The following is a 13,321-nucleotide window of genomic DNA, read 5'->3' on the forward strand; positions in this document are numbered from 1 at the left end:
AAGGTCGTGCTCCAGGTGGTGGACCGCGCTCCGCGCGCGGTGGCGTACGTCGCCTGCGACCCGGCGGCCCTGGCCCGCGACGTGGCGACCTTCCGCGAGCACGGCTACGAGCTGACCCGACTGCGGGCGCTGGACCTCTTCCCGATGACCAGCCATTTGGAATGCGTCGCGCTGCTGGAGAAAACTGGCTCTGACCTGCGGTGACGCAATTCACGGCGACGATGTCGGCCTCCGTCGATCCGATTTCCGGCCGGCTTGTGGCTCGCTTTGGGCTCGCTTTCCCGCTTCGAGCACGAGGATGAGTCGAAAACGCGTCAGCGAGAACAGCGCAAGGACTTGCCCAGAGGTCGCAGGCTGAAATCCTGCCCCCGCTACAAAGAGAAATACCAGCTCAGAGGCGGTTTTCGGAGGTTTCCGGGAGCCGCCTTTGGCGTTCTCGGCCACGGTTTGTGGGCGGATGTGAACAGATGTGGGCAGATGTGGGCAAGGCGGCGCCGGCTGCCTTCGGACGGGCTTGAACAATGCTGGACGCCCGTGGATCAGGATGTCCACCCATGGACGCGATGGACCACGCTTCGCCTTGCCGTAAAGGGCGGACGCCACCGCAGCCCCAGGGTCACGAGCACGGGCGGTGGAAAGACGGTGATCGAGATGGCTTGCCAGATGGGGTGCACAAGGACGCGGACGCCACAAGCGTGTCCTATCGACCCGGGCGGGAACCTGGTCGCGTGCGCACGCCCAAAGCGCGGCGACGCTGCTCGCCACGTTGTCGGTGGAGCAAGTCCTCGACCCGGCCGCACCTTCGCCCCGGCGATGCCACCGGGCGGGTGGTGTTTCTCGCCAGCTCCAAACCAGCGGTGCCGCAACGATGCCGGAGCTAGACCTATCCGGCGCTGGTTCTCCGGCCCGCGCGACCCGTCATACAGGCCGTTCAGGCACTCGGCGATCCCCACGCGCGCCAGCTTCCGGAACGATTCCCATGTCGGTGAAGGTACCGACTCCGCCAACCTCCGACTTCGCTGCACCGGGCCGGTCGACTGGCACGCGCCGAGGTAGGACGCGGGCCTGACGGTCGCCCGTCGTCAGCTGGCGGCGACGTCGGCCGCCGCAAGTCGCTCGGGTGAGAGCAGCTCGTCGACGACCATGAAGGCGGCCCCTCGGAGGCCGGCGCGGTCCCCGAGCGGAGACCGGGCAATCTGCAGGGATCGGGTCGCGAGCGGCAGGGATCGTGCGATCACACTCTGACGGACCTCGGCGAGGTACATGTCGCCGGCCGAGGCGACCCCGCCGCCGATCAAGATCAGTGAGGGGTTGAAGAAGTTCACCAGCCGCGCCAACGACTCGCCCAGCAACCGTGCCGAGGCCACCACCAGCTCCCGGGCGGCGGGGTCGCCGTGCTGGGCTGCCCAGATCACGGTCTGGGCGGAGACCTCGCGACCGTCTGAGAGAGCCTGCGAGAGGAGGGCGCTCGTCCCAGCCCGCGCGAGCCCGAGGCCGTCGCGGGCCAGGGCGTAACCACCCGCCAGAGCCTCCAGACAACCGTGTTGACCGCAGCGACACAGGACGTCGCTGGTGCCGACCGCGGCGTGGCCTATGTCGCCGGCACAGCCCTGGGCACCGCGGTGCAGCTCGCCCCTGGAGACCAGGCCGGCCCCGATGCCGGTGCCCACCTTGACGAAGACGAAGTCCCGGTGCCCGGTTGCGGTCCCGCCACGTAGCTCCCCGAGCGCCATCACGTTGACGTCGTTGTCCACCCAGACGGGGACCTGGAACCGTGAGCCGAAGAAGCCGCGGACGTCGTAGCCGTCCCAGCCGGGCATGATCGGGGGCGAGACGGGAGTGCTCGTCTCGAACTCCACCGGGCCCGGCAGTCCCAGGCCGATGCCCCACACGTTCGTTCCCGGTGGGATCTGGGCGAGGATCTCGTCGAAGAGCTCCGCGACCCGGGAAAGCACCACGTCGGGTCCGCTCGTGACGTCCGCGGGTTCCTCGTGGCAGTGGGACAGGTTGCCCGCGAGATCGGAGGCGGCCACGTCGATGCTGGTGGCCCCCAGTTCGGCCACGAGAACTACGCCGGCTTCGGAGCGGAAACGCAGTTTCCGGGGTGCCCGACCGCCCGTGGAACGCCCCAGCTCGCCTTCGGCGAGCAATCCCGCCGCTACGAGCTGCCCCGCACGATCGCTCACAACGTTTCGTCCCAGCCCCGTAAGCCGGGCGATTTCCGGACGCGTCGTCGCCGACGCGCTGCGAACGGCATCCAGGACGCTCACGAGCGAGTCGATGTGGTCCGCCGGCAACGCCATGATCGCGTGCGGTCGCTGCATGTCAGCCCCTTTCGTTGACCTCGATCATACATAAGCACCTTCGGCGTTGACTTTCGCACGACACGGGCATAACGTGTGACTACTGCCACTACGGCAGCCCAGGGAGGCAAGCGAATGCGACTCGGCTACCACACCATCACGTGGGGAGGTGTCGTCGGCGATTCGGTCGGGGTCACCAGCGTCAAGGACCTCTTCTACCGGGTGAACGGACCGATGGATCGCGCGATCGCGGAGATCGGGTCGCTCGGCTATGAGGGCGTCGAGATGTTCGACGGCAACGTTGCGGACTACGCCACTCGCCCTCAGGAGCTGACCAAGATGCTGGAGGACGCCGGTGTCGAGCTCGTCAGCGTCTACACCGGGGGTAACTTCATCTACGACGAGATCCTCCCCGACGAGCTCCACCGGGTCACCCGAGCCGCGGAGCTCGCCCAACAGTTCGGCGCCGCCAACCTGGTCGTCGGTGGGGGAGCACGTCGGGCCTCGGGCACGATGGACGAGGACTACGAGCGGCTCGGCGCAGCCCTCGACGCGGTCACCGACATCGCGGCCGCCCATGGCCTCGCTGCCTGCTACCACCCGCACCTGACCACCATCGTGGAGAGCCCGGCGGACCTGGACCGCCTCATGGCGCTGACGCGGATCGGGTTCTGCCCCGACACCGCCCACCTGGCGGCGGGGGGAGGGGACCCTGCTGCGCTGATCCGGCGTTACCCGGATCGCCTCCGTCACGTGCACCTCAAGGACCTCCGGCGCGACCCACTGGAGTTCCTCCCACTCGGCGTGGGTCAGATCGACTTCGCCGATGTCCACGCCGCCCTCGTCGAGAGTGGCTACGACGGCTGGTTGGTCGTCGAGCTGGACTCCTACGACGGCGATCCCCGGGACGCCGCAGCACACAGCAAGACCTTTCTAGACCGACTGCTCGCCACTTCCGGCGCTGCAGACCTCCGCAATCAACCTGGAGAATCCCGATGAAGAGCAAGTCCCGGTACACCGTCGCCCTGGCCGCGTTCGCACTTGCGCTCGCCTCCGCGGGGTGCAGCGCAGCCACGACGTCCTCGTCAGGGGAGGACCCCGGCGTGTCGAAGCAGGTCGACGAGGCGCTGGCCGCGATGGAGGGCAAGGTCCTCAGCAAGGGCCCCAACGGCGAGACGGCCGAGTCGGCTGACGTCGCCGCCCTCACCGACGCCGAGATCGCTGAGGTGAAGGCGATGAACGCAACTGCGGCGATCGTCATGCACTACGGCGGCAACGACTGGGCGAACGCGCAGATCGCCGGTCTGCAGGACCAGTTCGCCAAGCTCGGCATCGAGGTCGTTGCAGTGACGGACGCGAATTTCAAGCCCGACAAGCAGGTGTCCGACCTCGAGACCGTGATGGTCAAGAAGCCCGACATCGTCGTGTCGATCCCGACGGATCCAGTGGCGACCGCCTCGGCTTTCAAGGCCGCAGCGGACGCAGGCACCAAGCTCGTCTTCATGGACAACGTGCCGCAGGGCCTCGAGGCGGGGAAGGACTACGTCTCCGTCGTCTCCGCCGACAACTACGGCAACGGCGTGGTCTCCGCACACCTGATGGCCAAGGCGCTCGGTGGCAAGGGTGAGATCGGTGTGATCTTCCACGAAGCCGACTTCTTCGTGACCAAGCAGCGCTACGACGGATTCAAGACCACCATCGAGTCCGACTACCCGGACATCACGATCGTTGACGAGAAGGGCATCGCCGGACCGGACTTCGCCGGTGACGCGCAGGGAGCCGCCAACGCGATGATGACGGGGAACCCCGACCTCGCCGGTATCTGGGCCGTCTGGGACGTGCCGGCCGAAGGCGTCATGGCGGCCGCCCGCGCATCGGGTCGGACGGACCTGGTGCTCGCAACCCAGGATCTCGGCACCAACGTGGCCATCGCGCTGGCCAAGGGTGAACTGGTCGTCGGGTTGGGCGCTCAGCGGCCTTTCGACCAGGGCGTGACCGAGGCCCTGCTCGCCGCCGGGGCCCTGCTCGGCAAGGAGCAGCCGGCCTACGTGGCGCTCAGCGCGCTGCCTGTGCAGCACGACAACGTCCTGGAGGCCTGGAAGCAGGTCTACCACGAGGACCCCCCGGCCGACCTGGCTGACTCGTTCGCCAACTGACGCTGACTGCCACGGCCGGCGGGGCAACCCGCCGGCCGGCGGCAGAACGGAGATGACGTGATGAACCGATCCGCTGCAGTGCAGATGCTTGGAGTTCACAAGGCGTTCAACGGAGTCACGGTGCTCAGTGACGTCGACTTCGAGGTCACCAAAGGTGAGGTGCATGCCCTGGCCGGCGGGAACGGTGCCGGCAAGTCGACGCTGATGAAGATCCTGCAGGGCGTCTACTCCATGGATGAGGGCTCGATCCTCATCGACGGTGAACCTGTGCAGCTCACTTCGATCCACGAGGCGCGAGCCGCGGGCATCGGCATGGTCTTCCAGGAGTTCAGCCTGGTTCCCAGTCTCACCGTCGCCCAGAACATCTTCCTCGCCGCGGAACCGCTGGGTCGCGGGGGACTGATCAGCGACCGCGAAGCCGTAATTCGGTCGCGGGCGGTCTTCGCCGACATGGAGGTGGAGGTCGACCCGAAGGCGGTGGTCGGGGAGCTCGGCACGGCCTACTGGCAACTCACCGAGATCGCGAAGGCGCTGGGGCAGGACGCCCGAGTGCTGATCATGGACGAGCCCACGGCCAGCCTCGCCAAGCACGAGACCGAGGCGTTGTTCGCCCTGGTGGAGCGGCTGAAGGCACGGGGCATCTCCATCATCTACATCTCTCACCGGATGGACGAGGTCTATCGGATCGCCGACCGGATCACGATCCTGCGGGACGGTCGCCGGCTGCTGACCGAGAAGCTCGTCGACGTCACCCCCGAGCAGATCGTCGAGGGCATCGTCGGCAAGAAGATCGAGGGTCAGCTCACCTACCGTCACCGCGGGCACGACACCGAGGTGGAACCCCTTCTCGAGGCCCGCCACCTGAACGCCGGGGACCGCGTCAACGACGTCTCGTTCACGTTGCGCCCCGGCGAGATCCTCGGGATCGCCGGTCTGATGGGCAGCGGTCGCTCCGAGCTGGCCCGGACCCTGTTCGGGATCGACAAGCTCGACTCCGGTGAGATTATCCTGCGCGGCAAGAAGGCGACGATCTCGAGCCCCCAGCAGGCCATCGCCCACGGGCTTGCGCTGATCCCCGAGGACCGCCGGGCGCAAGGACTGGTCCTGGACCACTCGGTGCGCGACAACCTGCTCCTCCCGCTGCTTGACCGGACCCGCAAGGGGCCGTTCCTCAGTGCTAAGGCGGCGAAGCAGCTGTCCACGGAGCTGATCTCCAGGTTCGCGGTGAAGGTCGACCATCCCAACCGGCCCGTCCGCCTCTTGTCCGGTGGAAACCAGCAGAAGGTGGTGTTGGCCAAGTGGCTTGGCACCGAACCTGAGGTTCTGCTCCTTGACGAGCCCACCGCGGGCGTCGACATCGGGACCAAGAGCGAGATCCTCGAAATGATCCGCGGCCTCGCCGACGCGGGTAAGGCCGTCATCGTCATCTCCTCGGAGTATCCCGAGCTCCTCGCGGTGAGCGACCGCATCCTCGTCCTGCGCGACGGGACGGTCACCGCTGACCTGCCCCGACGGGACATCGCGGACGAGGAATCCCTGCAACTGGCAGTTCAAGGAGTCCAGTCATGAGCCACACGAGCAGCACTAGCACCGCCCCTAGTGGTGCAAACCCTCGCAGTCCCGGCGCCGTTCAGAGCCTGTTGAAGAAGGTGGACTGGCACCGCTACGTCATCTACATCGCCTTCGTCGTGGTGTTCGCCTTCTTCGCCGTGCTGCTCGGTGACCAGGGCTTCCTGTCCTCGAACAACCTGCTCAACATTCTTCGTCAGTCCGCCACCATCACCGTGATCGCGGTCGGGATGACCTACGTGATCGCCTGTGCCGAGATCGACCTGTCCGTCGGGTCCGTCGCCGGCCTGTCCAGCGTCTGTTGCGCGATGGCCATCGCCAGCTGGGGACTGGTCCCCGGGATCCTCGCCGGCCTCGCGGTCGGACTGGTGGTCGGCACCATCAACGGAGGGCTGGTGAGCCTATTGGGGATCCCGTCCTTCCTGGTCACCCTCGGCATGCTCGGCATCGCCGCAGGGGTGGCCCAATGGATCACCGACTCCGCGCCGCAGCCGATCCTCAGCGACTCCTTCAACCTGATCTTCGGGGGCGGCAATTTCGGCCCCCTCCCCGGCCTCATCGTGTGGGGTGGACTGTTCGTGGTCGTCGGAGCCGTCGTGCTCAACAAAACCCGCTTCGGTCGCCAGGTGCTGGCCACCGGCGGCAACCGGACTGCCGCTGAGTTCACGGGCATCAAGACCAAGCGCATCAAGTTCCAGGTGCTGCTGATCTCGGCCACGGTCGCCAGCGTCGCCGGCATGCTGTATGCCGGCCGCCTCCAGTCGGGGCGCTTCCAGTGGGGCGCCGGCGACGAGCTTTCGGCCATCGCGGCGGTGATCCTCGGCGGCACGAGTCTTTTCGGGGGCAGCGGCGCCGTGGTCGGCACGATGTTCGGCGCCCTGCTGATCGGCCTCATCAACAACGGACTGATCCTGGCCGGCCTCGACAGCTCGCAGCAGCAGGTCGTGCGCGGCGTCATCATCATCCTCGCCGTGGCGCTGGCGCGGAAGAAGTAGGCCATGTCGACCCCTCTACGCGCCGGGCTCATCGGAGCCGGCTTCATCGGTGGTGTGCACGCCCACGCCATCAGGTCCGCCGGAGTACGGCTCACCCGGATATCGGACTCAACACCGCAGCGCGCGGATGAGGCGGCCCGACGGCTCGGCGCCCAGGCTGCCGCGGAGTCGGCAGAGGCCCTCATCGCCGCCGACGACGTCGACGTCGTGCACATCTGCACTCCCAACGCCACCCATGCCGCGCTGGCCGAGCAGGCGATCGCGGCCGGGAAGGCAGTCGTGTGCGAGAAACCGCTCGCCACGACCCTGGAAGACGCAGACCGGCTCGTCGCGGCTGCAGAGCGGGCCGGCGTCGTGACCGCCGTACCTTTCGTCTACCGCTACTACCCGACCGTCCGCGAGACCAAGTCACTGATCGCGGACGGCCAGGCCGGACACCTGTGGCTCCTGCACGGCTCCTACCTGCAGGACTGGTTGGCGGGGAGCTCCCAGACCAACTGGCGGGTCGACCCCAGCCAGGGTGGTGGGTCCCGCGCATTCGGGGACATCGGAGTTCACTGGTGCGACCTGATGGAGTTCACCACCGGCCATCGCATCACCCGATTGCTCGCCCGCATGTCGAACGCGTACAGCCAACGGAAGACGGCGGACGGCATGCAGGCGGTCGGCACCGAGGACGGAGCCACCGTGATGTTCGAGACCGACCAGGGGGCAACGGGCAGCCTGGTCGCCAGCCAGGTCTCGCTCGGCCGCAAGAACAAGCTGTGGTTCTCCTTCGACGGCACCGAGGCCTCCTACGTGTTCGACCAGGAGCAGCCGGACTCGCTGTGGATCGGCGGGCTCGCGGAGAACCGGGTCGTGCCCCGTGGCCCGGGCACCCTGAGCACCGCTCAGGGACGTGGATACTCCTACCTGCCGGCGGGACACCCGCAGGGCTACCAGGACTGCTTCAACGCCTTCGTGGCCGACGTCTATAGCGCAGTCGCGGGAGAGTCCCCCGACGGCCTACCCACCTTCGCCGACGGCCGCCGCAGCGCCATGATCACCGAAGCGGTGCTCGACTCGGCGAAGAACGAGTCCTGGATCGAGGTCCCCGCATGAAGCTCGGATTCCTGACCGCCTGCCTGCCAGGGCGCTCACTCGAGGAGATCGTGGGGTGGGCGTCTCGGCACCAGTTCGAGGCGTTGGAGGTCGCGGCCTGGCCCGATCTCGGCAACCGACCCTTCACCGCCACCCACGTCAAGGCGGAGGGCTTCGGCGTGAAGGACGCCGACCGGGTGCGACGGCTCTTCAACGAGCACGACCTGACCCTGTCCTCCCTGGCTTTCTACGACAACAACCTCCACCCCGACCCCGACGAACGTCGTGCCATCAACGATCACGTGATGGCGTTGATCGACGTGGCAGCGCTGTTGGGCTGCCCGACCGTCGGCACCTTCGTCGGCCGGGACCCCGGGCTGTCGGTGTCCGACAACCTGCGCGCCGCCGAGAACCTCTTCCCCAGGCTCGTCGACCATGCGGGCGAGAAGGGTGTCAAGCTCGTCATCGAGAACTGCGTGATGGAGGGCTGGCATCCCGACGGGTACCCGGGGAACCTCGCCTACAGCCCTGAGCTGTGGGAGTGGATGTTCGACCTCGGGCTCTTCCTCAACTACGACCCCTCGCACCTGCTCTGGATGGGCATCGACCCGGTCGAGGCGGTCCGGCCCTACGTGGACAAGGTCGCGCACGCACAGGCCAAGGACATCCAGATCTTCCCGGAGAAGCGCAACCGCTACGGCTGGCCAGGGATCGCCGTGGGTCGCGAGGACCCCTGGAACGTGGGCTGGTGGCGCTACCGCGTGCCCGGCCTCGGCGAGGTGGACTGGGTCCGCGTCGTCGATGCCCTCTACGAAGGTGGCTTCGACGGCGTGCTGTCCGTGGAGCACGAGGACCCCGTGTGGGGAGGCAGCGAGGCCAGGATCGAGACCGGCCTCGAGGTCGCCCACCGCACGCTTCGCCCACTGATCGTCGCCTGAGCCGACCCACGCCATCATGCCTACATCCCGAGGAGGACCGACATGACCGAGACCGCCCAGCCGGACACGTTCTTCGACCCGCACCAGCGTGCGACGGTCGAGGCGGCGATGGCGCGCATCATCCCCACCGACCAGTCCCCCGGCGCGCGTGAGGCCGGAGCCGTCGACTTCGTGGACCGCTACCTGTCGGGCATCGGCTACATCTACGCCCTGCCGGACGGCAGCGGCTTCGAGAGGCTCGAGGGTCGCCGCGCCGACGCCTGGCAGCAGCGCGTCGACGTGGCCCGCTCGAAGTACGCCGCCGGGATCGTGGAGCTCGACAGGCTGTGCCGGGAGCGCCACGACGCCCACTTCGTCGAGCTGGCCGAGGAGCAGCAGGACGAGATGCTGCGCGTCATCGAGCGGGCAGGCAGCCCGGAGGCGGAGCGGGCCTGGCAGGACACCCCGGCCATCGCCTACGGCGGCCCCGTCGAACCGGCGCTGCAGCAGACCAGCGCCGAGGCCGACCTGGACTTCTTCAACCTGCTCGTCACCCACACCCGGCAGGGCTTCCTGGCCGACCCGATCTACGGCGGCAACCGGGGGCAGGTGGGCTGGCAGGCGATCGGCTTCCCAGGGCCCGCGGATCTCGCCGAGGTCCACACTGGCCGCTACTCGACCCTCGACTACTTCGCCGACAACCGCACCCACCGACCCCTGGAGGACCGTCATGACGCCTAACCGCAAGCCCGAGCGGGTCGAAGCCGTCATCATCGGCGCCGGCGCCTCTGGGGCCGCCGCCGCCAAGGTCCTGACCGAACGCGGGATGCGGGTGGTGGCCCTCGAGAAGGGGCCGTGGCGCACCAAGGAGTCCTTCGGTGGCGACGAGCTCGCGAACGTGAACCGCTACAACCTATGGCCGGATCCGATCCTCAACCCGAGGACGTCGCGCTCCTCGGCTGCCGACGAGGCCGAGGTGGACCTGTTCTGCCCGGTCCCGCAGATGGTCGGGGGTGGGACGGTCCACTGGCAGGGCTGGCTGCCCAGGTTCACCCCGAACGACTTCCGACTGCGCAGCATCGCCGGCGAGCTACCCGGCACCACCCTCGCCGACTGGCCGATCGGCTACGACGAGCTCGAGCCGTACTACGACCGGGTCGAGTGGGCCTTCGGCGTATCCGGCCATGCGGGGGCCAACAAGTACGAGGGTCCTCGCACCCGCGGCTATCCGTGTCCGCCGATGCCGCAGTCTCGCTACGCCCAGAAATTCCACGAGGGTTGCGAGAAGCTAGGGTGGAACTCGTTCCCGACCCCCCAGGCCGCGCTGTCGCAGCCGTTCAACGGTCGCCCGGCCACCGTGGTGAGCGCGTTCGCGCAGCAGCACGGCGACCCGACCGGAACCCGGTCGAGCGCCCTGAACGTCTTCATCCCTGACGCGCTGGCCACCGGCCGCTACGAACTGCGTGCCGACAGCTACGTCCGCGAGCTGGTGCTCGACGAACGTGGGCGGATCAAGGGTGCGGTCTACGAGGATGCCGACGGCTTCGTCTTTGAACAGGAGGCGGACGTGTTCCTCCTCGCCTGCGGGGCGGTCGAGACCGCGCGCCTGATGCTCATGTCAACGTCAGGACGGTTCCCGAACGGACTGGCCAACTCCAACGACCTGGTGGGTCGCAACGTGACCTTCCACGAGTACAGCGCCTCGGTCGCCACCTTCGACGACCCCATCTATGCCTGGGCCGGAGGTGGCTACGTCTCGGCGAGCAGCTTCGAGTTCTACGAGCACGACGCGAGCCGCGGCTTCGTCAGCGGCGGTCACATCGCGGCGGCCGGCGTCGGCATCCCCCTGCCCATCAACTGGGGGTTGCCCGGGAAACCGAGCTGGGGAGCCGAGGCCAAGCAGATCGACCGCGACTACTTCAGCCACTCGATGGCGGTAGCCATGGTGCTCCACGACATGCCCCAGCACGACAACCGGGTCGACCTGGACGACACGGTCGTCGATGCCTGGGGGCTCCCCGTCGCGAGGATCACCCTGGCGCCGCACGAGAACGACCTGGCTCAGGGGCGCTTCCTGGTCGACCGCTGCGGCGACATTCTCGAAGCGGCGGGCGGTCAGGACGTGACCCGCGTGTACGCCGACAAGGTGACCGGTAACTGCTCCCACCAGCACGGCACGGCGCGCATGGGCGACGACCCGGAGACCTCGGTGACCGACCGCAATTGTCGTGCCCACGAGGTCGACAACCTCTACGTCGTTGACGGGAGCCCGTTCCCCACCGCCACCGGGGCCAACCCGACGCTCACCATCATGGCGAACGCCTGGCGGGTCGCGGAGCACATCGCCACGGGAGCCGGGAACCGCGGATGACGACCCGGGACGTCGTCGTACTGATGCCGGAGTTCGTGGCGAGACCTGGCTTGGGACCGGAGCTCAGGGAGCGGCTCGAACTGCTCGCTCGTCTGAGTCGTGAAGAAACCGGCTGCCTCGAGTACACCTTGCTTGAGGACCCGACCGACCCGTGTCGTCTCAGTCTGTACGAACGTTGGGCTGACGCCGCGGCACTAGCCGACCACGACGCGACGTCGTACGTGCGGGAGTTCGTGGCTTCCTTCGACCAGCTCCTGGCCGAACCGCTCCGGGTCCGGCGTCTACGTCAAGCCGACGGTCGAGGCGCTGCACCGTTCACCGGGGTGTATTAGCGTTTGACGTCGCGGGGGTTTGACCCGGGGGTCGGTCGATGGCGGTACCGCACGAGAGCGACACGTGTGGGCCGTAGGCAAGCTCGGCGTGGATGCGCTGGGACCTCGGTGGACGACGATGGAGGCGAAGTGGCCTCTGCCCTGTGCGTTGATCCGAATCGTGCGCGTCGAGCGAGAGTGGGTCTGCTGCACGAACGGGTGACAGTCGGGGTTAGGCCGCCTGGGTGGCGGCGGGCTTCATGATCAACTCGTATTCGACCGGGGTCAACCGGCCGAGAGCGGCTTGCCTGCGTCGTCGGTGGTAGGTCCTCTCGATCCAGGTCACGATCGCGATCCGCAGCTCTTCGCGGGTGTTCCAGGCTTTCCGGTCGAGCACGTTCTTCTGCAGCAGCGAGAAGAACGACTCCATGGCCGCGTTGTCGCCGGCCGCGCCGACCCGGCCCATCGACCCGACCATGTCGTGGCGGTTGAGCTGGTGGACCAGCTTCCTGGACCGAAATTGCGACCCGCGGTCGGTGTGCAGCACGCAACCGGCCACGCCCACGCCTTCGGCGTTGCGACGCGCGACGGCGTTGTCGAGCGCAGCGACCGCGATCCTGGACTTCATCCGCGATCGATCGAGTAGCCGACGATCCGGTTGGAGTAGACGTCCTTGATCGCGCAGAGGTAGAGCTTGCCTTCACGAGTCCAGTGCTCGGTGATGTCACTGAGCCACAGCGTGTTCGGGGCGTCGGCGGTGAAGTTCCGTTCCACCAGGTCGTCATGAACGGGTGGTCCCGGCCTCTTGCTGTTGCGCCCGCGCTTCTTCCCGAACGCAGACCACCAGCCGAGTTCAGAGCAGATCCGCCAGGCGGTCCGTTCGGCCATCGGCTCACCGGCTTCCTTGGCTTCGTCGACCAGGAAGCGATAGCCGAACTCGGGGTCGTCGCGGTGGGCATCGAACAACGCGTTGGCCCGGTAAGCCGCTGTCAGTTCGGCGTCGGTGACAGGGGCGGCGAGCCAGCGGTAGTAGGGCTGGCGAGCGATCTTGAGGACCCGGCACGTCACCGCGACAGGGATCCCGTCCGCGGCCAGCTCGCGGACGAGCGGGTACATCATTTTCCCGGCAGGTGCGCCTGTGACAGGTAGGCAGCCGCTCGGCGCAGCACCTCGTTCTCCTGCTCGAGGAGCTTGATCCGCTTGTTCGCCTCACGCAGCGCGTCAGACTCGTTCGCAGCACGCCCTGCTGGCGAGGGCGTCGCGGAGTTCCGGTCGTCGATGGTGATCCAGCGCTTCAGGCACGACGGCGAGATGCCGAAGTCCTTCGCAACCTGCGCCAGGGAGGCATCCGAGTCGCGGTAGACCCGGATCACGTCTTCACGGAACTCTTTGGGGAACGCCTTCGGCATGGTGCACATCCTTCCAGCGCCGACACACATCGACGCAGATCAGATGTCACCTATCCGTGCAGCAGACCCACGTGGTGGCGCTGCAAGATCGCCCCGACAGTGCGGGCGGGGATCCCGAGCTCGGGTCCGATCCAGTCCTGTCCGCGGCGCTCGGTGCGGCGCAGCAACAAGACTGCTTGCTCGACCTCGGGTGGAACACGGTGGGGGCAG

The 13,321-nt window shown here is 67.6% G+C and carries 10 protein-coding genes and 2 pseudogenes; 10 read left to right on the forward strand and 2 right to left on the reverse strand.

Annotation, left to right across the window (positions count from 1 at the left end; genetic code table 11):
- A pseudogene (locus ABZE72_RS12025) lies at positions 1 to 204 on the forward strand (class I SAM-dependent RNA methyltransferase); the annotation flags it as partial.
- Positions 205 to 1,082: 878 nt separating this feature from the next.
- Here the strand turns inward: ABZE72_RS12025 and ABZE72_RS12030 are convergent.
- On the reverse strand, positions 1,083 to 2,063 hold the full coding sequence (locus ABZE72_RS12030) for an ROK family protein (protein WP_372729272.1): 981 nt from the start codon (positions 2,061 to 2,063) through the stop codon (positions 1,083 to 1,085).
- 375 nt (positions 2,064 to 2,438) lie between these two features.
- Between ABZE72_RS12030 and ABZE72_RS12035 the strand changes: the two genes are divergently transcribed.
- The 9 genes from ABZE72_RS12035 (at position 2,439) to ABZE72_RS12075 (ending at position 11,723) form a co-directional block, all read left to right on the forward strand.
- Complete coding sequence (locus ABZE72_RS12035) at positions 2,439 to 3,302, forward strand: sugar phosphate isomerase/epimerase family protein (protein WP_372729273.1); 864 nt, start codon at positions 2,439 to 2,441, stop codon at positions 3,300 to 3,302.
- Entirely contained in the window at positions 3,299 to 4,459 is a 1,161-nt protein-coding gene (locus ABZE72_RS12040) for a substrate-binding domain-containing protein (protein WP_372729274.1), read from the forward strand. Before ABZE72_RS12035 ends, ABZE72_RS12040 begins: the two co-directional genes overlap by 4 nt.
- Before the next feature lie 84 nt (positions 4,460 to 4,543).
- Complete coding sequence (locus ABZE72_RS12045; protein ID WP_372729275.1) at positions 4,544 to 6,028, forward strand: sugar ABC transporter ATP-binding protein; 1,485 nt, start codon at positions 4,544 to 4,546, stop codon at positions 6,026 to 6,028.
- Between the two features lie 80 nt (positions 6,029 to 6,108).
- Positions 6,109 to 7,023 (forward strand): ABC transporter permease, encoded by a 915-nt coding sequence (locus ABZE72_RS12050; protein ID WP_372729276.1) that lies wholly within the window; start codon positions 6,109 to 6,111, stop codon positions 7,021 to 7,023.
- 3 nt (positions 7,024 to 7,026) lie between these two features.
- Positions 7,027 to 8,124: a Gfo/Idh/MocA family protein gene (locus ABZE72_RS12055; RefSeq protein ID WP_372729277.1), complete on the forward strand. Its 1,098-nt coding sequence runs from the start codon at positions 7,027 to 7,029 to the stop codon at positions 8,122 to 8,124.
- Positions 8,121 to 9,041 carry a sugar phosphate isomerase/epimerase family protein gene (locus ABZE72_RS12060; protein ID WP_372729278.1) on the forward strand — a complete coding sequence of 307 codons (921 nt, stop codon included), beginning with the start codon at positions 8,121 to 8,123 and terminating at the stop codon, positions 9,039 to 9,041. Before ABZE72_RS12055 ends, ABZE72_RS12060 begins: the two co-directional genes overlap by 4 nt.
- 42 nt (positions 9,042 to 9,083) lie before the next feature.
- Entirely contained in the window at positions 9,084 to 9,761 is a 678-nt protein-coding gene (locus ABZE72_RS12065; RefSeq protein ID WP_372729279.1) for a gluconate 2-dehydrogenase subunit 3 family protein, read from the forward strand.
- A complete protein-coding gene (locus ABZE72_RS12070) occupies positions 9,751 to 11,391 on the forward strand; it encodes a GMC family oxidoreductase (protein ID WP_372729280.1) in 1,641 nt (546 codons plus the stop codon). The genes ABZE72_RS12065 and ABZE72_RS12070 overlap by 11 nt, the downstream gene beginning before the upstream one ends.
- Entirely contained in the window at positions 11,388 to 11,723 is a 336-nt protein-coding gene (locus ABZE72_RS12075) for a putative quinol monooxygenase (RefSeq protein ID WP_372729281.1), read from the forward strand. The genes ABZE72_RS12070 and ABZE72_RS12075 overlap by 4 nt, the downstream gene beginning before the upstream one ends.
- 211 nt (positions 11,724 to 11,934) lie before the next feature.
- Here the strand turns inward: ABZE72_RS12075 and ABZE72_RS12080 are convergent.
- Positions 11,935 to 13,111, reverse strand: a pseudogene (locus ABZE72_RS12080) (IS3 family transposase).
- Positions 13,112 to 13,321: the final 210 nt, after the last annotated feature.

This window comes from Nocardioides sp. (genome assembly GCF_041600255.1).
Classification (GTDB): Bacteria; Actinomycetota; Actinomycetes; order Propionibacteriales; family Nocardioidaceae; genus Nocardioides.

What these genes read in the sequence shown, in the direction of transcription:
- ABZE72_RS12035 (WP_372729273.1), top strand. Translation starts at nt 2,439, where the DNA reads ATGCGACTCGGCTACCACACCATCACGTGGGGAGGTGTCGTCGGCGAT.
- ABZE72_RS12040 (WP_372729274.1), top strand. Translation starts at nt 3,299, where the DNA reads ATGAAGAGCAAGTCCCGGTACACCGTCGCCCTGGCCGCGTTCGCACTT.
- ABZE72_RS12045 (WP_372729275.1), top strand. Translation starts at nt 4,544, where the DNA reads ATGCTTGGAGTTCACAAGGCGTTCAACGGAGTCACGGTGCTCAGTGAC.
- ABZE72_RS12055 (WP_372729277.1), top strand. Translation starts at nt 7,027, where the DNA reads ATGTCGACCCCTCTACGCGCCGGGCTCATCGGAGCCGGCTTCATCGGT.
- ABZE72_RS12060 (WP_372729278.1), top strand. Translation starts at nt 8,121, where the DNA reads ATGAAGCTCGGATTCCTGACCGCCTGCCTGCCAGGGCGCTCACTCGAG.
- ABZE72_RS12065 (WP_372729279.1), top strand. Translation starts at nt 9,084, where the DNA reads ATGACCGAGACCGCCCAGCCGGACACGTTCTTCGACCCGCACCAGCGT.
- ABZE72_RS12070 (WP_372729280.1), top strand. Translation starts at nt 9,751, where the DNA reads ATGACGCCTAACCGCAAGCCCGAGCGGGTCGAAGCCGTCATCATCGGC.
- ABZE72_RS12075 (WP_372729281.1), top strand. Translation starts at nt 11,388, where the DNA reads ATGACGACCCGGGACGTCGTCGTACTGATGCCGGAGTTCGTGGCGAGA.